Annotated in this window: 20 protein-coding genes, 1 tRNA gene and 1 pseudogene; 9 read left to right on the forward strand and 13 right to left on the reverse strand. The window is 65.7% G+C overall.

What is annotated here, in order from left to right; translation table 11 throughout:
- The coding region (locus HSX43_RS19715; RefSeq protein ID WP_235962725.1) for a hypothetical protein at nucleotides 1-374 on the forward strand (374 nt) is incomplete at its 5' end.
- 577 nt (nucleotides 375-951) lie between these two features.
- Here HSX43_RS19715 and HSX43_RS17110 read toward each other — a convergent pair.
- The 4 genes from HSX43_RS17110 to HSX43_RS17125 are packed head-to-tail and all read right to left on the reverse strand — an operon-like array spanning nucleotide 952 to nucleotide 6,620.
- Nucleotides 952-2,961: a S8 family serine peptidase gene (locus HSX43_RS17110; RefSeq protein WP_179381359.1), complete on the reverse strand. Its 2,010-nt coding sequence runs from the start codon at nucleotides 2,959-2,961 to the stop codon at nucleotides 952-954.
- A 1-nt stretch (nucleotide 2,962) separates the two neighbouring features.
- Nucleotides 2,963-4,153, reverse strand: coding sequence for a phosphatase PAP2 family protein (locus HSX43_RS17115; protein WP_179381360.1), 1,191 nt, complete (start codon nucleotides 4,151-4,153; stop codon nucleotides 2,963-2,965).
- Nucleotides 4,154-4,182: 29 nt separating this feature from the next.
- Complete coding sequence (locus tag HSX43_RS17120) at nucleotides 4,183-5,967, reverse strand: winged helix-turn-helix domain-containing tetratricopeptide repeat protein (RefSeq protein ID WP_179381361.1); 1,785 nt, start codon at nucleotides 5,965-5,967, stop codon at nucleotides 4,183-4,185.
- 8 nt (nucleotides 5,968-5,975) lie between these two features.
- Nucleotides 5,976-6,620, reverse strand: coding sequence for a hypothetical protein (locus HSX43_RS17125; RefSeq protein WP_179381362.1), 645 nt, complete (start codon nucleotides 6,618-6,620; stop codon nucleotides 5,976-5,978).
- A 276-nt stretch (nucleotides 6,621-6,896) separates the two neighbouring features.
- On the opposite strand from HSX43_RS17125, the gene HSX43_RS17130 reads away from it, so the two are divergent.
- Nucleotides 6,897-8,387 carry a hypothetical protein gene (locus tag HSX43_RS17130; RefSeq protein WP_179381363.1) on the forward strand — a complete coding sequence of 497 codons (1,491 nt, stop codon included), beginning with the start codon at nucleotides 6,897-6,899 and terminating at the stop codon, nucleotides 8,385-8,387.
- A 656-nt stretch (nucleotides 8,388-9,043) separates the two neighbouring features.
- Nucleotides 9,044-9,326, forward strand: a pseudogene (locus tag HSX43_RS19720) (hypothetical protein); the annotation flags it as partial.
- 99 nt (nucleotides 9,327-9,425) lie between these two features.
- Here the strand turns inward: HSX43_RS19720 and HSX43_RS17135 are convergent.
- The 8 genes from HSX43_RS17135 to HSX43_RS17170 all read right to left on the reverse strand — a co-directional run bounded on the left by HSX43_RS17135 (nucleotide 9,426) and on the right by HSX43_RS17170 (nucleotide 15,747).
- Nucleotides 9,426-9,502 (reverse strand) — tRNA-Pro (locus HSX43_RS17135).
- 46 nt (nucleotides 9,503-9,548) lie between these two features.
- On the reverse strand, nucleotides 9,549-10,523 hold the full coding sequence (locus tag HSX43_RS17140) for a DMT family transporter (RefSeq protein ID WP_179381364.1): 975 nt from the start codon (nucleotides 10,521-10,523) through the stop codon (nucleotides 9,549-9,551).
- 104 nt (nucleotides 10,524-10,627) lie between these two features.
- Nucleotides 10,628-11,104 carry a GNAT family N-acetyltransferase gene (locus tag HSX43_RS17145; protein WP_179381365.1) on the reverse strand — a complete coding sequence of 159 codons (477 nt, stop codon included), beginning with the start codon at nucleotides 11,102-11,104 and terminating at the stop codon, nucleotides 10,628-10,630.
- The gene (leuB, locus tag HSX43_RS17150; RefSeq protein ID WP_179381366.1) at nucleotides 11,101-12,204 is read right to left on the reverse strand and encodes a 3-isopropylmalate dehydrogenase; all 1,104 of its coding nucleotides are present in this window, start codon (nucleotides 12,202-12,204) and stop codon (nucleotides 11,101-11,103) included. The genes HSX43_RS17145 and leuB overlap by 4 nt, the downstream gene beginning before the upstream one ends.
- A 57-nt stretch (nucleotides 12,205-12,261) precedes the next feature.
- Nucleotides 12,262-13,110 carry an endonuclease/exonuclease/phosphatase family protein gene (locus tag HSX43_RS17155; protein WP_179381357.1) on the reverse strand — a complete coding sequence of 283 codons (849 nt, stop codon included), beginning with the start codon at nucleotides 13,108-13,110 and terminating at the stop codon, nucleotides 12,262-12,264.
- A gap of 89 nt (nucleotides 13,111-13,199) precedes the next feature.
- The gene (locus HSX43_RS17160; RefSeq protein ID WP_235962715.1) at nucleotides 13,200-13,973 is read right to left on the reverse strand and encodes a hypothetical protein; all 774 of its coding nucleotides are present in this window, start codon (nucleotides 13,971-13,973) and stop codon (nucleotides 13,200-13,202) included.
- 329 nt (nucleotides 13,974-14,302) lie between these two features.
- Nucleotides 14,303-14,908 (reverse strand): 3-isopropylmalate dehydratase small subunit, encoded by a 606-nt coding sequence (gene leuD, locus HSX43_RS17165; RefSeq protein WP_179381368.1) that lies wholly within the window; start codon nucleotides 14,906-14,908, stop codon nucleotides 14,303-14,305.
- Between the two features lie 29 nt (nucleotides 14,909-14,937).
- On the reverse strand, nucleotides 14,938-15,747 hold the full coding sequence (locus HSX43_RS17170) for a DUF4198 domain-containing protein (RefSeq protein ID WP_179381369.1): 810 nt from the start codon (nucleotides 15,745-15,747) through the stop codon (nucleotides 14,938-14,940).
- Between HSX43_RS17170 and HSX43_RS17175 the strand changes: the two genes are divergently transcribed.
- A complete protein-coding gene (locus HSX43_RS17175) occupies nucleotides 15,746-16,921 on the forward strand; it encodes a HupE/UreJ family protein (RefSeq protein ID WP_235962716.1) in 1,176 nt (391 codons plus the stop codon). The two genes, HSX43_RS17170 and HSX43_RS17175, sit on opposite strands and share 2 nt — an antisense overlap.
- Here the strand turns inward: HSX43_RS17175 and HSX43_RS17180 are convergent.
- Complete coding sequence (locus HSX43_RS17180) at nucleotides 16,913-17,875, reverse strand: DNA topoisomerase IB (RefSeq protein ID WP_179381370.1); 963 nt, start codon at nucleotides 17,873-17,875, stop codon at nucleotides 16,913-16,915. The genes HSX43_RS17175 and HSX43_RS17180 overlap by 9 nt on opposite strands.
- 91 nt (nucleotides 17,876-17,966) lie before the next feature.
- On the opposite strand from HSX43_RS17180, the gene ade reads away from it, so the two are divergent.
- From ade to HSX43_RS17205, 5 genes are all read left to right on the forward strand, one after another.
- Nucleotides 17,967-19,769, forward strand: coding sequence for an adenine deaminase (gene ade / locus HSX43_RS17185; protein ID WP_179381371.1), 1,803 nt, complete (start codon nucleotides 17,967-17,969; stop codon nucleotides 19,767-19,769).
- Nucleotides 19,766-21,250 carry an AMP nucleosidase gene (locus HSX43_RS17190; protein ID WP_179381372.1) on the forward strand — a complete coding sequence of 495 codons (1,485 nt, stop codon included), beginning with the start codon at nucleotides 19,766-19,768 and terminating at the stop codon, nucleotides 21,248-21,250. Before ade ends, HSX43_RS17190 begins: the two co-directional genes overlap by 4 nt.
- A 114-nt stretch (nucleotides 21,251-21,364) precedes the next feature.
- Nucleotides 21,365-21,655: an HU family DNA-binding protein gene (locus tag HSX43_RS17195; protein ID WP_179381373.1), complete on the forward strand. Its 291-nt coding sequence runs from the start codon at nucleotides 21,365-21,367 to the stop codon at nucleotides 21,653-21,655.
- 118 nt (nucleotides 21,656-21,773) lie between these two features.
- Entirely contained in the window at nucleotides 21,774-22,649 is an 876-nt protein-coding gene (locus tag HSX43_RS17200; protein ID WP_179381374.1) for a DMT family transporter, read from the forward strand.
- Nucleotides 22,650-22,687: 38 nt separating this feature from the next.
- Nucleotides 22,688-22,954 carry a hypothetical protein gene (locus HSX43_RS17205; protein WP_179381375.1) on the forward strand — a complete coding sequence of 89 codons (267 nt, stop codon included), beginning with the start codon at nucleotides 22,688-22,690 and terminating at the stop codon, nucleotides 22,952-22,954.
- The last annotated feature ends 243 nt before the right edge of the window (nucleotides 22,955-23,197 follow it).

Here is a 23,197-nt window from a genome sequence, read left to right on the forward strand (position 1 = left end):
TCGCCTTGAACGCGGCCGCGTGCCGCTTCCTCTTCGCCATCTCGTCCGTCTCCTTCTCGAAGACCAAGATGACCTCAGATCGTAGCTCCCGTCAGCGTCCAATTTCCAGGGAGCACCTCATGCACCAAAGACAGGACGAGAGCGATGGCGGCGAGGTAGTTGCGCGGGAGCTTGTCGTAGCGGTTTGCGGCCCTTCTGAAGTGTTTCATGCGGTTGAAGAAGCGCTCGACGGAGATTGCAGCGCGCGTAGATGTCATGTGGCGCGGACGATGGTGCAGTCGATGAACCGCACCGATTGCGGGAACCGCTCGGCCAGGCACTCGAACACGGCGATCCAGACCCCACGCTTGACCCAGCGATTAAAGGGGTTTTAGGCGGTCCTGTAGGATCACCGCTCGGGCAGATCCCGCTAGGGCGAGCCGGTCCTGAAGACTCAGAAGATCGCGTTCAAGACCCGCCGGCCACCCACCCGCACAGCACCGCATCCCTCAGGCGGAAGAAACGGCAGGATCAACGCCCATTCCGCATCCGTAAGATCGAACCTCGCCGTCCAAATCTCCCGATAGTCCCAGCGCGCTTGAATCACATCGATAACGGGTGCGTACAGAGCCTAGGGCTTCGGGTGACGTCGTCATCCTTGCCTGTATCAAGCCCAATGAAAAGCGCGAAACCCTCGAAAACCACTCAAGAGCAAGCAACTCCTGCACATCGAATGGCATGTAACCGCGAAAAGGCACGTGACTCCTGTACAAAACTCAGCCTGCTTCAGGAAAACGACGGGCCGTCGACACCGATACGATCATCCGGCCAAGGGACGCGGCTGCCCGGCGGGTCTCTGAACCCGGGGAACGGGAGACGGCGGCCGAGCGCCTTGCGCGGCCTCATTTGTCACGGGGGTAGACGTCGCTTCATGACGGACCGGATGCGGATCAGCCCGGCCGAAACCCGCATTCATTTCTGTGCATCATCGAAGCGGATCTCGACGCGGAGCCCCCCTGCGCCCGCTCTTCGGGGGTCTGCGTTCAGGGGGAACGGACTTTCCCCGACGGCCATGCGGCTCCAATCGCGGGCGGTGTCGGCCTTGCCCTGAATGCCCTTCGCAGCGGCACGGGCGACCCGAGGAGCCGCAACGCTCGTCCCCGACAAGCGCGCCCAGGATCCGCTGCGCGACCCGGCGCTGATGACCCCCCGCATCAGGTAGCTCTCGTCCGACTTCGCCGCGAGATCGGGCCCCTCCCGACCGGGTGAGCCGCCACGATCGCTGGTGGGACCGGCACCTGAGTATCCGGCGACCCCCGCCTCCCGCGCGCTGTAGCCGGCGACGACGACAGGATCCGCGCCACAGGCAAATCCGTTCAGGGTGCCCGACCGCGTTATCGGACAATCGCTGCCTGTCGGATCGACCGCCAGCGGCACGCCAAACTCATCGAAGCGGACGTAGTCCGCGGCATCGAAATATGCCTGACGTCCGCCGGGAAGAGACCCTGGAAGCGTCTCGTCCCGACGGACCCAGAGGTCGATGTCACCTGCCGGCGCGCCGGCGGAGCGTTCGATCTCCAGCTGCCAGGCCCCCGCCGGTGCCAGCACCGCTTTTTCATCCAGCCCTGCCGTCGGACCGATCGTCAGACCGACACGTCCGCGTTGAACGAAGCCACCGACGTACTGATAGGCGAGGCGCGCCACTTCCTGCCCCCTGGAGTTGAAAAGTGAGGCGCGCTGACCCGGTCGGGTCGAGATGGTTTTACGTTCGCCCCCGGGCGCGGTGATGCCGATCCGGGCGAAATCCGGCTGCTCCCTTTCCTCGCTCACAGGAAGCCAGATTTGCATATGGCTCGGCGTGCGATCATCCGGCTGTGCAATGAGATCGACGTTCGTCTGCTTGCCCGGACCCGGACCCGACGCATGCAGTTGAGAGAGGTTGCTGTTCCCTGCGGGCAAGGTCAGCCATGCCTTTTGACCACGTGCCGCGAACTCCGATCCGGCCCCAACGACATGCCGGAACAGAGAGGCAAACACGCCGGTGCCGTCATGCGGCCCGCCGGTGTTGCCGTAGGAGAAGTTGAAAACGACCGGCGCGGGGCCCTTGGTCCTGGTTCTGAACCGGCCGGCCTGTTTCGCGAGAATGACGAAGGCCAAGTAAAGCAGAGGCAGCAGATCGACACCCGTCGTATCCTGAACCACGCGCGACGGCAGGATGGCACAGATGATCGGGCGTGGCGCATCGGCGTGATGCGCCTTCCGCCCCGCCGCCAATCCCATGACGTGGGTGCCGTGCGAAACGCGCCGGCTGACCGGGGAAGCGGTGCCGGCCAGAAAGTCTGCCTGCCCGGTTTCCGCGTAGAACCGGTCCTCGTCCAGAAACCCGTTGTGATGACAACGCCGCAGAAGCGCGTCGATCTCATGTCGCGAATAGGATCGGCCGAGGCTGGCGTGCGACGATCCACTATGAGGAGCCGCCTCGAAGATCGACGCGTGCTCGATCCTGCTTTCGGTCGGGCCATCGCGAAAGAGGTCGTGGCCGATGGCGATCCCGTCATCGATGACCGCCATGACGACGGCGTTGTCGTCCACGCGGATCGGGCTCAGGGCCGGTGGTGTCGCGAAACGATCGAGGAGTGCCTCCGGGATCACAGCCCCCAGATGGACGCTGACCACGCCGAAGACGTTCCGCCCGTCGTTCAAAACCTCGATCAACGGCTTCCGGGCAAAGATCGTGACGGGTTGAAGTTCTTTCACCTCTCTGCGGTCGTCGGGATCGTAAGCTACCGGGATCAATAGATCGTCGGCGAACTCCGCAAGGGCCGCCTCGAATTGGTCGATCGACACGTCCGCGATTTCGATCAGGACGGACCACCAGATGCGCGCCGGATCGTCCGGGAAATGACTCTCGGACAGGCCCAGACGGAAATCCGTATGGTGATCGAGCAGGGTGTCGTCATCCGCGTGTTGCCAGGTGAACATGTCACTCTCCCTGAACCGGGAGGTCGCCGGGCCCGAGATCCTGCCATTCCTCCAGGGCCTTTTCCCAAAGCCAGGACAGAACCGGCGCGGGCTCGCCCTTGGAGGGGGCATGCGCTTTCGCGCGCATCCACACACCGTCTCCGGATTCGGCCTTCTTCTTCAACTCGTCCTTGCGGACATCGAAGATGTCATGCCAGTCGAAATCCCCCTCCGGATCGAAATGCGTCCCGTCGAAACGCGAAGACCACCAGCGCCCGCCGTTGCACTGGCTGTAGACGTGCTCCGCAAGGGTGCAGCCCAGAACCGCGCCGGCGGCGCTGTCGACCGGGAAGTGCACTCCCGAAACCACCCGGTTGGCGGCCACCCTGGCAGCGAGGCGCATGAGCATCTCTCCCCAATACGCCTTGTCACCGTATTGAGGCGCGTTGGAGTGCAGCATGAGCCTCCAGATCAGGCGGGCCATCAGGAACGCCTCCGATGCGTGGCCACTCGGCAGCGAGCCATGGGTCGGCGTCGGGATCATCGGTTGGATCTGCGGCGAGAATTCGATGGGGCGCTTCACAGCCAGGGCGAACTTGATGCGCTGTATCAGCGGGGCCGAAAAGCTGAGTGCCGTGGAAAGGAACTCCAGCGTATGGGGGGTACGGCCGGGGTCGATAAACCCGATCGTGGAGAAGAACGGGGCCGGCGCCGTCACTTGCGTCAGGATCTCGGCGGCCCTGTCGGGACGGATCTGGGCATAGCCCGAGACAAGATCGAGCTGACGGGTTAATCGCTCCACGCTCGGGCGGGTCATCCGGAGCAGTTCGTGATACTTGATGCGCCGCATGTCCCCCTTTTTCGCACTGCGGTGCCAGAGAACGGGGCTGACATCGCCGTCGCATGTCTCGATCGAGACGTCGATACTCGCGGCAAGCTCCGCCTGGAAGATCGCGGCGCGCACGGCGGGCGACAGCCGTTTCAAGGTCCGCGGATCGTTCGCGACGCTCTCCCGGACACTGCCGATCTGATCCAATCTGGCCCCGACGATGCCGTCGCGGGTCGTCATGAAGGCATCGGCCAGCATCGGGTTCTCGCCCGCACCCGGCGCACCATAGGCGCTATAGGCGGAGTACGCCGAATAGGCCGAGTACGCCGAGTACGCCGAATAGGCGCTGTAGGCGGAATAGGCGCTTTGCGGTACGATGGTCATGTCTCACTCCCCTTCTTGAAATCTCTGGATCAATCCGGAACCCCGGCCCGGCGCAGGAGATCTGCGAAGCGTCTCCCATTCCGGAACTCGGCGCTCGGTGACGATGCCTGCCAGGCGCTGACGCGCAGATCGGGCTGCTGCCTCATCAGTTCGGCCACTGTCTTCCGGGCCCCGTCCGGGTCACCGGCTCCGACCTGTGCCGCGGCCAGGGTTCGCAGGGTGGAAACATGCGTCCGGTTCAGCCGCAGCGACTCGCGCGCGAGCGCGACGGCGCGGTCGTATTCCCCGGCCGAAAGGTTCGCGGCAGCCGTCAGCACGAGATAGAAGAACCGATGCGGATCGAGCGGCGTCAGGTGCAGGGCCCGTTCGGTGTTGCGAATGCCGGTCTCGGGGTTGTCCCGGAAAGCTGCCAGCATTCCGCTCAGCGAGAGGCCCTGGGCGTCGTTCGGATTGTAGCTGAGTGCGAGCGCGTAGCGTTCTTCGGATTCATCCAGACGACGGGCCAGATGCGCCAGCACCTGCCCTTCACACACAAGCGCCAGAACATTCGTCGGATCGAGATCCAGTGCCCTCGCGGTGAGATCCAGCGCCTCACGGGCATCGTGATCGGGGGTATCGGTCCAGCCCTGCACCGACCTCAGCACGTGCCAGCGCGCCAGCCAGGCCAGGGGCACGGGGCTGTCGGAGACCTGTTCCGCAACGTATTCCAGATACGTCTTCGCGGTATTGAACTCCTTGATCGAAAATCGGTGCATCAGCCCGATCGCGCCATGCAACACGCTGAAGAGCTTCAGGTCGCCAATAGGACAGGAATGCAACCGGCGTGTCTCGTTCAGCATGATCGCGCTGCGGATGTGATGAACGATACTGTCCACCCAATCAGCGTTCCGCATAAGCTGATCGAGGCGCAGCTTCATCCGGTCGGACCACAGCACGAATCCGTTCTCCGTGTCCGCGAGCTCCACCGAGAGGATGACGCAACCGGCTTCCGAAACCCAGAGTCCGGACAGGACGAAATCGGCGTTCAGCCGTCGCCCCACCTCGCGCACATCCCAATCGCTCTCTCCGATGCTTACCGTGGACAGGCGCGAGATGACATTGGCGTCCTGCGACCGACTGAGTGCGCTCGAGATCTCGTCGGCGGCGAAGATACCGATCGGCTCCCAGTCCCCCTTGGAAAGCGCGCGCATCGGCAGGATCGCGAGCGTTGGCAAGACATCCCGCGGGTCGAGGCGCGCCGCGACGCCTTCGGAACCCCGCAGATGCAACACGCTCTCGGGAGCGATCACGGATGCGGGGCTTGCCGGCCCCGTGATCGCCTCGGCGCGCAGCACGTAGCCGCGCTTCCGCACGGTTCTCAGAATCGAGTGATCGCCATCCCCAATGGCGCGGCGGATATCGGCGATACATTGCGTCAGGCTGTCGTCGGTGACCGATACGTCCGGCCAGACTTCGTCGATCAGCACGTCACGGGATACAAGCTCTCCCGCGCGGGCCACCAGAAGCTGCAGGATCTGCGCGGATTGGTGTCTCAGAAGTACGTCGTTTCCATCCGCCTCGGTGAGACGACCGGACTGGGCATGATAGATCGCCGTCCCGAGCCGAAATCTGTCTGACGCTCCCCCCTCACACACCGAAAATGCTGCCTCCCGAACGACCAGCCAAAACGCTCGCATTGCGGTGGAACTGCTATTGCAACCGTTCTTTGCGAGGGCAGAGTGGTTGCCACTTGGAAAACAAAAGCTTTTGCCGCTTTGCACGTGTCGAAACGGCAGATGGACCGAATGGTAGAAGCTTTCGGGTTCAAAGTACATCGCCGGCTCTATCTCATCGCTTCAAGAAAGAGAGCGGGTTCACCTGCGTCCACACAGGTCAAAGCGGAAAAGCCGATGGATTGAAGGGTCCGGGAGGACTTGGCCGAAATGGCGATGCCTCGGAAACCTTCGGCGATCGCAGGCGGCAGCGTCGGATCCTCGATCAGAAAGCCGATGGAAGCCGGTGTCGTCAGAGGCGTCATCACCAGCCAGCCGCGCTGACCGATCCGGTTCTGCGATACGCCAAGAGACGGAGGAGGCGATGCCCAGGTCATGGTCAGATCCTCCAGCTTTTCCAGCCGGATCCACGGGTTCCGCGGGTCACCGGCAAGGGGTGCCACCGCGTTGCGGAAACGCCAGTTGATGGAGACGCCGAAGATCGGCGCGGGGGCGGTCGACGTACAGAAGAGCCAATGCGTGCTCAAACGATTTCCGTCGTCATCGACACCGACGGCACGATAGGTCGCACCCACGGTCAGCGCGTCAGGGATACAGGCCGCGTCCATGACCAGCTCGATGAACGTATGGTTGCGAAGCGTCCCTTCGGTATATCGCCCCAGACCGCCGACCAGGGCCGGATCGACCTCGATCGGGACGCCACAATAATATGGAAGGATCGCCAGGTCATGTAGCATCTTGATCTGCGTGCGCATGTCTCACTTCCGGACCGCTCGAAGAAATCGCCTCAATGACCAGGATCGTCTTCGCGTCCTCGGTTCACATCCTCAGCTTGCCCGCTCTGTTCCGATCGCGCCCGAAATCAATCCGAAATTATTCCGAAACACGTTTCATCGACGTTTCGCTCAGGCTTCAGGCACCGAACGAGCGACGGAGCGAAATTTGGGGGCCGTCAGCATCCGCCGGCGGCCGATCCAATCCGAATAACCCGCTTCAAGAGGAGAGAAGACATGGGTGCCCTAAGCGACGCAATGAAGACGCTCACCGAGCAATACTACAACGCCATCGTGACCCAGCTGAACCTGAGCGACCAGCATTTCCAGCTGGCGCAGGGTAATGTGGCGCTGCCCTCGACTACGCAGAATATCTGGTCCCTGATGGATCAGGTGCCTCCGCTCTCGATCTGCGGAAACTGGACGCCGGGATCTCACAACACGTTCTCGTCGCAGTACGGCGGGGTTCTGTCGCGCGTGCATGACGCGAGCAGCGGTCAGTTCCAGGCCGCGATGGGTGACTACTACACAGCCTGGATGACCTACCTGAAGAACAACCCCCCCTCGGACGGCAAGACGATCATCCAGGTCTTCTCGGGTTGGGCCTATGCGAACATGCCGCCCGACAAGGCCAACCAGGTGATCGGAATGTTCCAGGCCGCGCTCAACGGGCCCATCACGCAGGCCCAGATGGCTTGGGCCGCGGCCGGTGGCCAGACCGGGGTGAAGGCCTACACCAGCACGGTGGAGACCATCTCAAACGTCCTCAGCGGCGCACCGAGCGGGACCGTCACTCTGGACGCATCGACCCAGTCGAGCAACACGAGCCACACCTGGGCAGCCGGAGCGGTCGAGGGATTCTACGACATCTTCTTCGGAGGCGGCGAGGCGTCCTACGACAAGGTCAGCAGCGAGGTCATCGCGAGCTCCCTGAACTTCGACATCGAATTCAAGCACGTCTCGACGATTCCGGTCACGCCGCTCTCGCAGGGGCAGGTGATCGCCGGTCCCGATACCTTCAACCCATGGTACGTTCCCAATGCCCTGACAACCGCCTACAGCAACAACAACGGAAACACGTGGCAGTCCGGCACGCCCGACTGGACGACGTACTTCGGGCCGCAAGGTTCTCTGCCGCGGGCCGTGGACGCGCTGCTTCTGGTCGACGGGATCACGATCACGATCAGCTCGTCGAAGAGTATCGCGACCTCCGACCATACGGATGTCCAGAGCGCTTTCGAGGCCGGCTTCTTTCCATTCTTCGGCGTCGCCGGGGAAGGTGGATGGACGCTCGACAAGGTCTTCGACGATCAGGGCCGCCTGGCTGTCAGCGCGAGTTGCGACGTCGGTCATCCGCAGATCCTCGGCATCCTCCAAAGCGCGATCGGGAGCTACGTGCAGAAGGACAACCTCCAGGCAGCGATGATCGCCGCCCGCGCGGGTCAAGGCACCGCGCGCTCCGCGGTCAAATCGTTCGATGCCGAAGTGCGGGCGTCGGAAGGCTCGGACGAACTGGTCGGTGTCAGCCTCAACTGGTCAGATGCCGCCATGATCGGGCTGGAGAACTTCGCCAACACCCAGGTCCGCATGATGGTCATGAACCAGGTCAACAACTGGGCGGTGAACAGCCGGCCGCACTGGGCGGACAACAGCCTTCATACCCTCAATACCGGTGTGGGCACCGCGACGGCGCGCGCCGGAAGGTCGCCCGCGGGAACGATGAGCGTCGTGATCGTCGCTTTCGCCTAGCGCGTCGGCGTAAATGCAGCCAGGCAGTTTCGGAAGCTTGGCAAGGGCCGGTCCCCACGGGGCTGGCCTTCCCATGTGGGGTCGACCAAGACTTGCCGATCGGATGGATGGCCCTGTCTCGGGTTCAACCGCCGAGGCACCGATCCCGCACTCGACGCCGGCGCGGCCCGAGGCCGCCCTCTCGTGCGGACCACGACGGGGTGCGCAGCCGAAAGGGAAGGCAGATGCACCCTCTTTCCGGCGAGTATGAAGTCCCCTATCGCGTTTGGCTCAAATCCGACGGAGAAATAAATGACGGGCTCGAAACTGAAGCATGAGGGGGCCGGGTGATCTGCCCACTCGCTCTGAACGAGAGTCTGCGAGTTTGATTTCGGGAGTCGTCGGGTTCGGGGTTGGCAAGCGCGGCGGGCGCGAAGCCCTCAAATTGCTCAAGCGTCCGGTCTTGTTGCACAAAGCTCGCCAGGGATTCACATCGCGAGGCCAGCGGCACAGCCGGTCGACATGTCCAGGCCTGTGCCTACCCGCTCCCGCACCCTGAACCGGTCCAGCTTCGACGCCGCGCGGCGCGAGCGCCGGTCGCCGACGGTCTGGGTCGACCCTGGCTTGGCACGAGACGCCTCCTGGCAAGCCCGGCAAACAGCAGACCTTCTTGTACGCCGCCCCGCCGAAACGCAAAGCCCAGGAAGAAGGACGGTTCCGGGGCGGGAGCGGGGAACGAGGCCTTGCGCGTACCCAGGTACCTCGGCCGGACGCTCTGGCGGAAATAGAGCGGCTACCACCGCGGAAGCCGCGCCGAGACCAAGCCTCTCGGGACATTGCTACGCAATGCCCTGCCGGCCAGTGGATGAACTGCATGAAGCTGCGCGGCCAGAAGCTCATGGCCGAGACCTCGACCGCTTCACCGCCCTCGACATCCCCGTCATGCAGCCCGTCGGCTGACGTCAGACGGGGAAAGGGGAACTCCAGCCGAAGGCCATTTGCGCAACAAAGCCGTGTTGCCTGGGACATAGTCCCTGCAACTTTTCATCGTCAGAAAACTGGTCGGGCAGAGAGGATTCGAACCTCCGACCCCCTGCTCCCGAAGCAGGTGCGCTACCAGGCTGCGCCACTGCCCGACCGTGGGCGCGTCCTATCGGCCCGAGACACCCGAGGCAAGGGGTTTCAGAGCCGGGCCGACGGCACCGACCGCGCCTCCTCCGAGAGCATCCGCCCGATGCGGAAGGACGTGCCCGTCTCGGGCCGCGTCCGCGTCCGCAGGACGGGCGAATTCGACGATCGGCCGCGCCCCTCGCGGAAGACGATGTAGAGCCCCGAGGCGATGATGATCGCCGCGCCGAGCGCCGTCATCGGCTGGATCGTCTCGTCGAAGAAGAGCCACCCGAAGAGCGCGGCCCAGATGATCTGCGAGTATTGCATCGGCGCGACGAGCACCGCGTCCGCCCGCCGATACGCCTGGATGAGCGCGAGGCCCGCGAGGAAGGCCAGCGCGGCCATCATCGCCCAGAGCCCGAGGTCCGGCAGGGGCATGGGCTTGTAGACGAAGGGCAGGAGCGTTCCCATGATCGCGAAGTTCGCCACCATCGGATAGAGCATCAACACTGCCGCCCGCTCCTCCCGCCCGATCTTGCGCACGATGACCGAGGCGAGGGCGCCGGTGAACGCCGCAACCAGAGCCGCCACATGCCCGGGGCCAAGCTCCACTGCGCCCGGGCGCAGGACGACGAGCACGCCGACGAGCCCCGCGACGCAGGCCCCGCCGCGATGGAGACCGACCTTTTCGCCCAGGACCGGGATCGCCAGCAGCGTGATGAGGAGGGGCGAGGCGAAGATCATCGCGTAGACCTGCGCCAACGGCAGCACCGAGAACGCGTAGAACGCGCAGAAGCCCGTCGTGACCGCCGCCACCGTACGCAGCGCCGTCCACCATGGATGCCTGGGGATGAGCGTGCCGACCTCGCTGTCGCGCAGGAGCATGAAGACGACGAGGGGGAAGGTCAGCAGCACGCTGAAGAAGACGATCTGGAAGACGGCATATCCGCCGCCAAGCATCTTCACGGCGATGTCGTGCGTGGAGAACAGCGCGAAGGCGGCGAGCGCCAGCAGGATACCGGGAAGCGGGGAGGATCGTTCGGGCATGGATATTCCGGTCTTGGTCCGCCCGCCTCCCCTGCGCGCGGCATGTTCAGCATTGCTCTAGCGCGTCGTGGCCCTGCGGCTCAAGTCCGCGATTCCGTGACGCGTCACTCTCGGCCGGGCGAACCATCGGCCAGCCGCGCCAGCGCCGGGCCGGACAACGTATAGTGTGTCTTGCCGTCGTCCGGGGCCCCGAGTGCGGCATAGAACTCCCGCGCGCCGGGTTCGCCGGTCTCCCACTGGAGGCGCAGGTGGCCCATCGTGAGGACACGTGCCGCGATTGTGCGCATCAGGGCGCGCCCCGCACCCGACCCGCGTCCGTCCGGCGCGACGAAAAGCTCCTTGAGGTAGGTGGCGAACCCCGATCCGGCGGGCACCCGCAGGGTGAAGGCGAAGCCGATCGGGCGGTCGCCCGTCCACGCGATATCGGCATGGGTGCCAAAGTCGGCGGCCAGCTCGCGCAGCAGGTCGTCGAGCATGGCCGGATCGGCGGAACCGCAGGCGTAGTGCCGCAGGCAGGCCCCGTAGAGTTCGAGAAAGGCGGCCCGGTCCGACGGACGGTAGGGCCGGACCGCCAGGCTCACGACGCGTCGAGCGCCGCGAGGATCGCATCGCCCATCTCGGACGTCGAGATCGGCGTGCCGCCGTCGGGGCCCATCAGGTCGGCCGTGCGCGCGCCGCCGGCCAGCACCGTCTGCACCGCACCTTCGAGCAGGTCGGCATGTGCGCCCTCGTCGAAGGAGTAGCGCAGCGCCATCGCGAAGCTGAGGATACAGGCGATCGGGTTGGCCTTGCCCTGCCCGCTGATGTCGGGGGCGGAGCCGTGGACGGGCTCGTAGAGTGCCTTCGGCCGGCCGTTCTCCATCGGCAGGCCGAGCGAAGCGGAGGGCAGCATCCCAAGCGAGCCGGTCAGCATCGCCGCGCAATCCGAGAGGACGTCGCCGAAGAGGTTGTCCGTCACGATCACGTCGAACTGCTTCGGCGCACGCACGAGCTGCATCGCGCCGTTGTCGGCGTACATGTGGCTCAGCTCGACGTCCGGATACTCGGCGTCGTGGATCTCCTGCACGACGTCGCGCCAGAGAATGCCCGACTCCATCACGTTGGCCTTCTCCATCGAGCAGACCTTGTTGCCGCGCTTCTTCGCCAGTTCGAAGGCCGAGCGGGCGACGCGGGCGATCTCGCTCTCGGTGTAGCGTTGGGTGTTCACGCCGACGCGCTCGTTACCCTCCTTGTGGATGCCCCGCGGCTCTCCGAAATAGACGCCGGAGGTCAGCTCGCGCACGATCATGATGTCGAGGCCGGCCACGATGTCCTTCTTGAGAGAGGAGAAATCGGCCAGCGCACCGAAGCACTGCGCCGGGCGCAGGTTCGAGAAGAGGTCCATCTCCTTGCGCAGACGCAGGAGGCCGCGCTCGGGCTTCACGCTGAAGTCGAGGTCGTCGTATTTCGGCCCGCCGACCGCACCGAGGAGCACGGCATCGACCTCCTGCGCCTTCGCCATCGTCTCGTCGGTGAGGGGCGTGCCATGCACGTCATAGGCCGCGCCGCCGACCAGATCCTCCGAGACGTCGAAGACGAGGCCCTTCTTCGCGCCGAACCAGTCGATCACGCGGCGCACCTCGGCCATGACTTCGGGGCCGATGCCGTCGCCCGGCAGGATCAGGAGGGAGGGGTTCGCCATGTCTCGGGCCTTTGCTGCAAATGGTCGATGCCGGGGTAGGGGATGACCCCGCAGCCGTCAAGGAAGCGCCACGTCGACCCAGACGAGGCGCGCGGGACCGGCGGCATCGTCGCGCAGGATGCCGCTGTCGATGACCCGCAGTCCGCGCGCCGGCAGCACGTAGTCCACCCGCATCTCGCCCGCGCGCTCCCAACGGACGGTGGCGGTGTTACCCCCGTCGGACGGGGCGACATCCTGCAGGGCCGGATGATCGAGGAGCGCACGGAGCGCCTCCGCGTGGCCTTCGCCGCGCGCGGGGTCCTGATTGGCGCGGCCGAGCACGACGGGCAGCGGCACGTCGGTTGCAAGGTCGGTCACCTGCAGAAGCTCGTCCCGGTTGCGCAAGCCGTTGCGATCCTCCGGGCCATCGAAGACAGGGGTGCCGGCGGCCAGTGTGACGAGCATCAACTGCGCTTCGCCAACCCGGAGCGGCACGCGCCATTGCGCCGTGGTCGCGAGGGGGATCTCGTCCTGCGCCGCCTCGGGCAGGAGACCGGCCGCATCAGACCGGTCGGACCAGAGGGTCGCGGAGTGGTCCTTCGCCTCTCCCAACGGATACCGTGACAGGAGCGCGAGGCCGCTGTCTCCGGTGAACCAGCCGTAGCCCAGCGCGTCGCGCGGGCCGTGCGCCCGACCGTCCCCGTCGAGGTCGTGGCCGGACGGCGTACCGCTGTTGGGCCGCAGGGCAAGCGCGTGGGGATATGCCGCGCCGAGGTCGCGCAGGCGGTCGCGCAGGGCCGAGAGCCCCGCACCGCCATGGTCCCAGTCGACATCCATCAGCAGAATCACATCCGCCCCGGCCGCGGCGATCAGCGCCAGGGCCGCCTCCGCCTGAGCGTCGCGCCCCGCCCGCAGGTCTCGCACCATGAGGCCCGGCCCCTTGCGCCCGAGGCCGCTGTCGTAAGTGGCGAAGCGGATCGTGTCGGCCCCGACAGCGCCCCCGAGCGCGAGAAAGATCAGGCCGGCAAGAAGGCCGGGTCCGGCACGCCGTCTTCCTGCCCCAGACGCCGGCGCTTGTGCGAAATCATCAGTGCAAGGCGACGCATCGCGATGCCGCGCAGGAAGAGGGAGGTCGGAAGGAAGGCCCATAGCGCCATCACCCACACCAGCATCAGATCGCTGTGCAGCATCGACAGGTCGTAGGACCGGGCGATGAACACGGCGAGGGGCGGGGCCAGATATGGCAGCAGAAGCCCTAACAGAATGTTAACGGCTCCGTCCCGGTTGAGTCGCTTCACGACGTCCGCCCCGGCGGTCGGGTCGAAGGTCGGCAGGTTGATCCAGACGTTGAAGCTGCCCGTGGGCGAGGGCCAGCCGCGAATCCGGATCAGGATCGCGAAGACGGTCAGGCCGACGAGCGAGGTCAGATAGGCGAGGCCCGCAGCGGCCCGCACCGAATGCGCCTGCGACAGCGACGTCCCCTCGGGCAAGAGCCAGAGGATCAGCCGGATCGGCGAGAGGGGGAAATCCATCGACTGCCCGAGGAGCACGCCGATCGCCATGACGAGACGGGACAGGAGCGTGCTCTCGTACTTTCCGGCGCAGGCCACCGAGATCAGGACGAGCGTGACGAAGAGCGTCAGGAACCGCACGCGGTTGAAGGGCGGGGCCCCCCGGAACTCGACGAGGCCGGGATAGGTCGAGCCGTATTCGACGATGACGAAGACCGCCGCGAAGATCGCGATGAGAACGAAAGTGTCGGTGATCTGGGAATTGGGATCCGGCAGCATCAGTGACGGTGTCAGAACCATCACCACCACGAGAAACGCGCGAATGCACGCACCTGGAAGCTGCGAAATCACTGCCTGTCGATCCTTATCGGACGGCCCCCGTTGTTTTCGGAGCCTCGTTTCTGCTGCCCTCGTTGGGGCGACTGCCTCATTCTTGCCACCAAGGTGCCTTGTTTAAGTTCACCCCGCAACCGCCTGAGGTTGAACGAAAAGCGCAAAGGTATTTTGTGTGCCCAGAAAGCCGCAAGGGCTCTCTCGAAAACCGAGAGAGCCCTTTAAAGACAGTATCTTAAGGATCGACGTTAAAGTTCTTGACGTCGCCCCCGGGATCAGACCCAGGGACGGGCCTGGGCCATGTCCCGCTCATAGCTGTCGATCGAGGCAGCCTTCTCCATGGTCAGGCCGATGTCGTCCAACCCGTTCAGAAGGCAGTGCTTCTTGAAGCTGTCGACCTCGAAGGGATAGGCCGTGCCATCGGTGCCGGTGACCGTCTGGCTCTCCAGATCGACGGTGATGCGCGCGTTCTCGCCGTTCTTCGCGTCATCCATCAGCGCATCGACCTGCTCCTGCGGCAGGACGATCGGCAGGATGCCGTTCTTGAAGCAGTTGTTGTAGAAAATGTCGGCGAAGCTCGGCGCGATGACGGCGCGGATGCCGAAATCCAGAAGCGCCCAAGGCGCATGCTCGCGGGAGGAGCCGCAGCCGAAGTTGTCGCCCGCGACGATGATCTCGGCCTTGCGGTAGGCCGGCTGGTTCAGCACGAAATCCGCGACCTCGGAGCCGTCGTCGTTGTAGCGCATCTCGTCGAAGAGGTTCACGCCGAGACCCGAACGCTTGATCGTCTTGAGGAACTGCTTGGGGATGATCATGTCGGTGTCGACATTGATGAGCGGCAGCGGCGCGGCCACGCCGGTCAGGGTCTCGAACTTGTCCATGCTGTCCTCCGGGATCTCTGCCGGAGCACTTACGCCGGTGGCACGGCGAAGGTCAACGCGGCCCAGAGCGTCTGCCAGACCGGATCGCCATCTTCGACGGGGTCAAGTGGCAGGATCGTCACCGAGTCGAGCAGGTATTCGTGCCCCGGCTCCACCGGCAGTGTCACGCGCCCCTCGCCGTCGGCGGTATGCAGCGTGATCTCGACGTTGCCCTCCGGGTCCTTGGCGAACATCTCCACCTGCGCGCCACCCTTCGGCGCGCCATCGAGCAGCACCTGAACCGGCAGGCCGGCCGACAGGTCGCCGACATAGGGGTTCGCGCCCGCGACGATCTCGGTGCGCAAGCCCCGCGCCGCATCGGCCCCAGCGCCCCCACCCACAGCGATGAGCGCCTTCGCGAAGCGGCGGTAGCTTTCCTCGAAGCCGGTCTCGGGCAGACCCCGGTCGAGGTGCTCCTGCTGCGCGAAGGCGAAATCCTTGTGGTCGGTGAACTTCACCCACTTGGCCCACTCCTTGTAGGTGACCGTGCGATCCGTCGTCTCGTGCAGGATCGTCAGCAGCCCCTCGGGCAGATCGGCCACGTCGAAGGCCGGATTGTCGCCGATACGGGCCGGCACCGCCTGCCGCTCCCCCTCGACGATCATCTCGAAGAGGGCCGAGCGGCCGGGAATGTAGGAGAGCGCAGAGCCGGCAAATTCCTCTCCGTTGCGGAAGGTCGCGGTGACCGGTCCGCCCGCCTCCACGGCGTAGTCCGTCGGTTCGATCCAGAATTCATGGGCTTGCAACGGCAGGCCGGGGGTGCACAGTGCCAGTAGAACAAGGTGAAAAGGGCGCAGCATGAACAATCTCCGGATGACGTGGCTCAGAGTGGCGCTGGCGCTCCTCGTGTCAATGGGACTGCCGATCACGGCCGCGGCACATGAGGTGCAGCCGGCGGTGGCCGACGTCACCGTCGACGAGGCCCGCGTCGAGATCGAGCTGCGCGTCGCCGTGGAGCCGCTCATCGCCGGGGTGAACCTGTCGGAGGTCGAAGACACCAACGACTCGCCCCTGTCGGACGAGAACGACGCCCTGCGCGCCCTGCCCCCGGAGGAGCTGTCCGCCGCGCTGACCGAGGCCTGGCCCTCGATCGCGGAGGGGATCACGCTGCGCGCGGGCGAGACCGACCTCGTGCCGGAGCTCACTGCGGTCGAGGTGCCGGAGGTGGGCGACGTCGAAGTCCGCCGCGATTCGACACTCACCCTCGCCGCCGATCTGCCTCAAGGCGACGAGCCGGTCGTCATGGGTTTCGACGCCGAGCTTGGCACGCTGATCATCCGGCAGATCGCCGAAGGCGAGGCCTACGAGGCGCTTCTGACCGCGGGGGCCCTCTCGGATCCGATGCCGCGCACGGGCGTCGCCACGCCGGAACTGGGCGAGGTAATCCAGCGCTACGTCGTCTCGGGCTTCATCCACGTCATCCCGGACGGGCTCGACCACATCCTCTTCGTCCTGGGCCTCTTCTTCTACGCGCTCGCATGGCGACCGCTCATCTGGCAGGTCACGTCCTTCACCGTCGCGCATATGCTCACGCTGGCGCTCGCCACGACGGGGGTCATCACCATTCCGGGCGACTGGATGTGGCTCGTCGAGACGATCATCGCGGCCTCCATCGCCTGGATCGCGATCGAGAACATCTTCGGACGCGGAGAGCGGCAGAATATCGGCTGGGGCCGCGTCGGCGTCGTCTTCCTCTTCGGGCTGGTGCATGGCCTCGGCTTTGCCTCGGTCCTGTCGGAGTTCGGGCTGGGCCAGTACCTTGCCGCCTCGCTGCTGGCGTTCATGGTGGGGCTCGAGATCGGGCACTTCACCGTGATCGCCGCGGCGTTCCTGCTCTTTGGCCTGCCCCTCGGGACGAGCCCGATCTACCGCAAGGCCGTGGTCATCCCCGGCTCGCTCGTGATCGCGGCGATCGGGGTCTACTGGGTGCTGAACCGCACCGGCTTCGCGGGCGATCTGCCCTATCTAACCTAGAAGCTTCAGAAGCGCCCGTTCGCCCTGCCGCAGCGCGGTGGGGCGGTCGGGCACGCCGACGTCCCGCCAGTCCTCGGCCAGCGCGATTACGTCGGGGTGGATGTAGGAATTGCGCGCAATGGTCGGCGTGTTGTGCAGGATCTTCGCCGCCGCCTCCGACATCTCCTTGATCGTGATGCCTTCGCCCGCGGCCATCGCCGCCTCCAACGCGCGAACCGAGCCGTTCCAGGTGCGAAAGGTCTTGGCCGTGGCCCCGTCGAGGCCCGTCGCCCCGCGCAGCCAGTCGTTCACCTGGTCGGCGTGGACGGTGTGGCGCGTGTCGTTCTCGATCCACTCGAAGACGGGCGCGCCCGGCAGGTCCGACAGGTCGTGAAGCGCGCGCATCAGCGTCCGGTCCGACAGCTGTCGTCGCACGCGCTTGCCGCCCTTCGCCCGCCAGTCGAGACGGATGCCCCGCCCGTCGATCCGAAGGTTGCGCGAGCGCAGCGTGGTCGCCCCCTCCGTCCCGTTCTCGGCGCGGTAGGCCTCGGAACCGATGCGGATCGACACCCGGTCGATCAGGCGCAGGACGGCGGCAATCGCAAAGTCCCGCTCTCCGGCTTCGCCCTTGAGCGCTTCGGCCACGCGCCGCCGGAGCGCGGGCAGCGCCGCGCCGAACTCCGGCAGCTCGCCGAACTTCTGCAGGTTGCGCCACTCGGACCAGCGCGCATGGTAGCGGTACTGCTTACGGTTCCGCGCGTCATGCCCCGTGGCCTGCAGGTGGCCGCGCCGGCGCGGCGAGATCCAGACCTTCTCATAGGCCGGCGGCACCGCCAGCGCCTCGATCCGCTTCCGCTCTCCGGCGTCGTCGATCGTCGTGCCGTCGGGCGCGCGGTAGGACCAGCCGCGCCCGGCTCGCCGGCGCGTGATGCCGGGGCGGTCGTCGGGGTAGTAGATGAGATCGGGCAAGTTCATGCGAACCAACGCGCGTCCGCCGCAATCGGGTTCCCGCCGACCGGGCAATGGCCCCGCTTGCACGTCCCCCCAACCCGTGACACCCTTTGCCATGACGCCCGAAACGCTGCCGACCTGGCCCGACTCCGCCGCTTCCCTCATCGCCATCGCCGCAGGCCGCGCCCCGGCCGAAACCGTCGTGCGCGGGGGAAAGGTCGTGAACGTGCACACGCGGGAGGTGCTCGACTGGGAGGTGGCGATCGCCCGCGGCCGCTTCGCCTACGTCGGACCGGACGCGAGCCATTGCATCGGCCCCGGAACGGAGGTGATCGACGCAGCGGGGCGCTATGTCATCCCCGGTCTCTGCGACGCGCACATGCATGTCGAATCGGGGATGCTGACGCCGGCCGAATTCGCCGCCGCGGTTATCCCGCACGGCACCACGGCGATGTTCACCGACCCGCACGAGATCGCCAATGTGCTGGGCCTGCCCGGCGTGCGGCTCATGCACGACGAGGCCCGGCGGCAGCCCTGCTCGATGTTCGTGCAGATGCCCTCCTGCGCGCCCTCGGCTCCGGGGCTGGAAACGACGGGGCACGAGATCACGCCCGACGACGTGGCCGAGGCGATGACCTGGCCCAGCATCGTCGGCCTGGGCGAGATGATGAACTTCCCGGGCGTGATCCACGAAGATACGAAGATGCTGGCCGAGATGGCGGCGACCGCCGACGCGGGCAAGACGATCGGGGGGCACTACGCCTCGCCCGATCTCGGCCCGGCCTTCCACGCCTATGCCGCGGGTGGCCCCGCCGACGACCACGAGGGCACCTGCGAGGCCGACGCCATCGCCCGCGTGCGGCAGGGGATGCGGGCGATGATGCGCCTCGGCTCCGCCTGGTACGACGTGGAAACCCAGATCACCGCCGTCACCGAAAAGGGCCTCGATCCGCGCAATTTCATCCTCTGCACCGACGACTGCATGGCCGGGACGCTGGTGAACGACGGGCACATGGACCGGGTGCTGCGCCACGCGATCGACTGCGGCTGCGATCCGCTGATCGCGCTGCAGATGTGCACGATCAATACGGCGACGCATTTCGGGCTGGAGCGGGAGCTCGGGTCGATCGCGCCGGGCCGTCGCGCCGATCTCATCCTGACGTCGGACCTGACGACGCTTCCTGTCGAGCATGTGATCGCACTCGGACAGACCGTGGCGAAGGACGGCAGGCTGACCGTGGCCTGCCCGCACCTCGACTGGCCCGCCGAGGCCCGCGAGACGGTGAACATGGCGCGGGATCTGAGTGCGAACGACTTCGACATCCCCGCCGCCGAGGGCGCGCACGAAGTGACCGCCCGTGTCATCGGCGTGGTCGAGAACCAGGCCCCGACGAAGGCGCTGACCCGTACGCTGCCGGTCGTCGACGGGTGCGTGGACACGACAGGCCACGCCGACACCTGCCGGATCGCCCTCGTGGAACGGCACCGGGCGACGGGCGGCGTGACCAACGCGCTCGTCTCGGGCTTCGGTTATACCGGGCGGATGGCGCTGGCCTCGACCGTCGCGCATGACAGCCACCACATGATCGTCGTCGGCACCGATGCGGAGCAGATGGCGCTTGCCGCCAACCGCCTGCGGGCCGTCGGCGGGGGCGTCACGCTCTGGTCCGACGGGGCGGAACGCGCGCTCGTCGAGTTGCCCATCGCCGGCCTCATGTCCGACAGCCCCGCCGCCGAGGTCGCCGCCAAGGCCAGCGCTCTGATGCAGGCGATGCGCGACGCCGGGTGCACCCTCAACAACGCCTACATGCAGCATTCGCTGCTGGCCCTCGTCGTCATCCCCGAGTTGCGGATCAGCGATATGGGCCTCGTCGACGTGACCACATTCGAACTGACCGACCTGATAGAGACCACATGACGCTGAACACCTCCCCCATCTGCAGCCCCGATGACCGCCCCGCGCGCCAATTCAACGACGCGGCCGAGGCCGTGGCCGAGCTCAAACGGCTCTACACCGAGGCGACGCAGTACCTGCAGATGCAATTCCAGGCGGCCCTCGGCGGCGCGATCCCCGAATGCCGCTACCGCGCCTACTACCCGGAGATCCGCATCACGACGACGAGCTTCGGCCGCGCCGACAGCCGGCTGAGCTTCGGTCACGTGGCTGAGCCGGGCCAGTACGCCGCGACGATCACCCGGCCCGACCTCTTCGAGCATTACCTGACGCAGCAGATCGGCCTCCTGATGACGTCGCACGACATCCCGGTCTCAGTCGGCTATTCCACGACGCCGATCCCGGTGCATTTCGCCGTGCTGAACGATGCGGACCTGAACGTGCCGCAGGACGGCGTCCTGCCGTTCCTGATGCGCGACGTCTTCGACGTGCCCGACCTCGAGACGACGAACGACGCCATCGTCAACGGCGTAGGCTTCACCTACGAGGACGGGGCCAAGCCGCTCGCCCCCTTCACGGCGCAGCGGGTCGATTATTCGCTCGCCCGGCTTGCCCACTACACGGCGACGTCGCCGACGGACTTCCAGAACCACGTCCTCTTCACCAACTACCAGTTCTACGTGGACGAGTTCATCGCCTATGGCCGCGAGGCACTGCGCGACCCGGCATCCGGCTATGTCGCGCTTGTCGGGCCGGCCGGACAGCGGATCACCGCCGACGATCCGGACAAGCCGATGATGGATCCGGCCAAGATGCCGCAGATGCCGAGCTACCACCTGACGCGCGAGGGCGGGCAGGGCATCACGCTCGTCAACATCGGGGTGGGGCCGTCGAACGCGAAAACGGCGACCGACCACATCGCCGTCCTGCGACCCCATGTCTGGCTGATGGTCGGGCATTGCGCGGGGTTGCGCAATTCGCAGTCGCTTGGCGATTTCGTCCTCGCCCATGCCTACCTGCGGGAAGACCATGTCCTCGACGACGATCTGCCGGTCTGGGTGCCCATCCCGGCGCTGGCCGAGGTGCAGGTCGCCCTCGAGGAGGCCGTGGAACAGACGACGCAGCTCGAAGGCTACGAACTCAAGCGGATCATGCGGACGGGCACGGTGGCGACCATCGACAACCGCAACTGGGAGCTGCGCGAGCAGGCCGGCCCCGTGCAGCGCCTCTCGCAGAGCCGGGCCGTCGCGCTCGACATGGAAAGCGCGACGATCGCCGCCAACGGCTTCCGCTTCCGGGTGCCCTACGGCACGCTGCTCTGCGTCTCCGACAAGCCGCTCCACGGGGAGCTGAAGCTGCCGGGCATGGCGTCGGACTTCTACAAGACGCAGGTAAGCCGCCATCTGATGATCGGCATCCGCGCCATGGAATCCCTTCGCGAAATGCCTCTGGAGCGTCTGCACAGCCGAAAGTTGCGCAGTTTCGAGGAAACTGCGTTCCTTTGACGCCACTTTCCGCCGAGACACCGCAAAAACAGGGTCACAAATTCTTGTGACCTCGCGAAAAGGCGGGTTAAGGTCCGCCCAATCAGCAAGCCTACGGGGAAGGGAGAGCCGCAAATGGCGAACAAACCGATGACAAAGACGCAACTCGTCGCCGCACTGGCCGAGAAGATGGACACCGACAAGAAGTCGGCTTCCGGTGCGCTCGACGCGATCGTCGAAATCATCACCGAGGAAGTGTCGAACGGCGGTGCCGTGACGCTTCCGGGCGTCGGCAAGATCATGTGCCGCGAGCGCCCCGAGCGCATGGTGCGCAACCCCGCCACCGGCGAGCAGTTCAAGAAGGACGCCGACAAGGTGGTCAAGATGACCATCGCGAAGGCCCTCAAGGATTCGGTCAACGCCTGATCGACCGGCCCCGCGGGGCCGCTCTCGACGATGACGAAGGCTCCCTCGCGGGGGCCTTTTTCATGTCGGGTCACCATGCGCGCCTTGCCTGCCGCGCCGAAATCGTCAGGGTCTCGCCATGGATCTCCGCGCGATCACCTATGGCCTGCTCTTCGCCTTCATGTGGTCGTCGGCCTTCACCTCCGCCCGCATCATCGTGGCCGAGGCCCCGCCGATCCTGTCGCTCTCGCTGCGCTTCGCGATCTCGGGTGTGCTCGGCATGGTCATCGCCTACGCCATCGGCGAACGGATGCGCCTGACGCCCGGCCAATGGCGGGCCGTGATCGTCTTCGGGCTCTGCCAGAACGCGCTCTACCTGGGGCTCAACTTCGTCGCGATGCAGTGGATCGAGGCCAGCCTCGCCGCGATCATCGCCTCGACGCTTCCCCTGCTGGTCGCGCTGGCGAACTGGGTGATCTTCTCCGAGCGCACGCGCCTCCTCGGCGTCGCGGGTCTTCTCGCCGGCACGCTCGGTGTCCTCCTCATCATGGGCACGCGGCTGCAGGGCGGGGCCGATGTGACGGGCATCGCGTTTTGCGTCCTGGGCGTCATCGCCCTCACCGTGGCGACGCTCTCCGTCCGCGGGGCATCGGGCGGCGGCAACCTCCTGATGGTCGTCGGGCTGCAGATGCTCGTGGGCTCCGCCGCGCTGCTGCCCGTCGGCCTTGCGCTGGAAACCTGGGAGGTCACCTGGACGCCGCGCCTGATCGCGGCGCTCACCTATACGACGCTCGTTCCGGGCCTCGCCGCGACGTGGATCTGGTTCCTCCTCGTCGGCCGCATCGGCGCAACCCCGGCAGCGACCTTCCACTTCCTCAACCCGTTCTTCGGGGTCGTCGTCGCCTGGGCCCTGCTCGGCGAAAGACTCGGCCCGCTCGACATCGCCGGCGTGGCCATTGTGACGCTGGGCATCCTCGCGGTGCAGCTCAGCCGGTTGAACCAGCGTGAGCGTTAGGGATTCCTTAATACACCTCGTTAGACTATATGTTTGTCATGGCCGTTGATCAGAACATCGAAAATCAACTACGCGCGCTCGTGGTCGACCGGATCGGCGAAGACGCGTTACGCGGCTTCAGTGTTGAGGACTATTTCGATCACAATGGTGAGCAAGCTCTTCGGATCACGCTGACCTTCGATGCGCAGGCATTCGACGAGATCGACCGACTCGACCTGATGACCGATCTTTTCGACGCTTTGCGCGAGCGGAAGATCGACCTGTTTCCCTACACGACGTTCCTGCGGGAGGGGGAAGCGGCCTGAAGCCCGCAGATCTCATCGAAACGGCCGAGCGGCTGATCGACGGTCCAGTCCGCAGACGCCCGCGCCAGAGCGATCTGAAACGGGCTATCAGCACAGCCTACTACGCTTGTTTTCATGCCCTGTGCAGAACTTGTGCCGACATGTCGGTCGGCGGGAACAATGCTGCACGGTCGCAAGCCGCGTGGCGACATGCCTACCGCGGCGTGATGCATCGACAGGCTTCGGAAATGCTCACGAAGCACG

Source organism: Jannaschia marina (assembly GCF_013404595.1).
Taxonomy (GTDB): Bacteria; Pseudomonadota; Alphaproteobacteria; order Rhodobacterales; family Rhodobacteraceae; genus Jannaschia; species Jannaschia marina.

What these genes read in the sequence shown, in the direction of transcription:
- HSX43_RS17110 (WP_179381359.1), bottom strand. Translation starts at nt 2,961, where the DNA reads ATGTTCACCTGGCAACACGCGGATGACGACACCCTGCTCGATCACCAT.
- HSX43_RS17115 (WP_179381360.1), bottom strand. Translation starts at nt 4,153, where the DNA reads ATGACCATCGTACCGCAAAGCGCCTATTCCGCCTACAGCGCCTATTCG.
- HSX43_RS17120 (WP_179381361.1), bottom strand. Translation starts at nt 5,967, where the DNA reads ATGTACTTTGAACCCGAAAGCTTCTACCATTCGGTCCATCTGCCGTTT.
- HSX43_RS17125 (WP_179381362.1), bottom strand. Translation starts at nt 6,620, where the DNA reads ATGCGCACGCAGATCAAGATGCTACATGACCTGGCGATCCTTCCATAT.
- HSX43_RS17130 (WP_179381363.1), top strand. Translation starts at nt 6,897, where the DNA reads ATGAAGACGCTCACCGAGCAATACTACAACGCCATCGTGACCCAGCTG.
- HSX43_RS17140 (WP_179381364.1), bottom strand. Translation starts at nt 10,523, where the DNA reads ATGCCCGAACGATCCTCCCCGCTTCCCGGTATCCTGCTGGCGCTCGCC.
- leuB (WP_179381366.1), bottom strand. Translation starts at nt 12,204, where the DNA reads ATGGCGAACCCCTCCCTCCTGATCCTGCCGGGCGACGGCATCGGCCCC.
- HSX43_RS17155 (WP_179381357.1), bottom strand. Translation starts at nt 13,110, where the DNA reads ATGGTGCGAGACCTGCGGGCGGGGCGCGACGCTCAGGCGGAGGCGGCC.
- HSX43_RS17160 (WP_235962715.1), bottom strand. Translation starts at nt 13,973, where the DNA reads ATGCTGCCGGATCCCAATTCCCAGATCACCGACACTTTCGTTCTCATC.
- leuD (WP_179381368.1), bottom strand. Translation starts at nt 14,908, where the DNA reads ATGGACAAGTTCGAGACCCTGACCGGCGTGGCCGCGCCGCTGCCGCTC.
- HSX43_RS17175 (WP_235962716.1), top strand. Translation starts at nt 15,746, where the DNA reads ATGAACAATCTCCGGATGACGTGGCTCAGAGTGGCGCTGGCGCTCCTC.
- HSX43_RS17170 (WP_179381369.1), bottom strand. Translation starts at nt 15,747, where the DNA reads ATGCTGCGCCCTTTTCACCTTGTTCTACTGGCACTGTGCACCCCCGGC.
- HSX43_RS17180 (WP_179381370.1), bottom strand. Translation starts at nt 17,875, where the DNA reads ATGAACTTGCCCGATCTCATCTACTACCCCGACGACCGCCCCGGCATC.
- ade (WP_179381371.1), top strand. Translation starts at nt 17,967, where the DNA reads ATGACGCCCGAAACGCTGCCGACCTGGCCCGACTCCGCCGCTTCCCTC.
- HSX43_RS17190 (WP_179381372.1), top strand. Translation starts at nt 19,766, where the DNA reads ATGACGCTGAACACCTCCCCCATCTGCAGCCCCGATGACCGCCCCGCG.
- HSX43_RS17195 (WP_179381373.1), top strand. Translation starts at nt 21,365, where the DNA reads ATGGCGAACAAACCGATGACAAAGACGCAACTCGTCGCCGCACTGGCC.
- HSX43_RS17200 (WP_179381374.1), top strand. Translation starts at nt 21,774, where the DNA reads ATGGATCTCCGCGCGATCACCTATGGCCTGCTCTTCGCCTTCATGTGG.
- HSX43_RS17205 (WP_179381375.1), top strand. Translation starts at nt 22,688, where the DNA reads ATGGCCGTTGATCAGAACATCGAAAATCAACTACGCGCGCTCGTGGTC.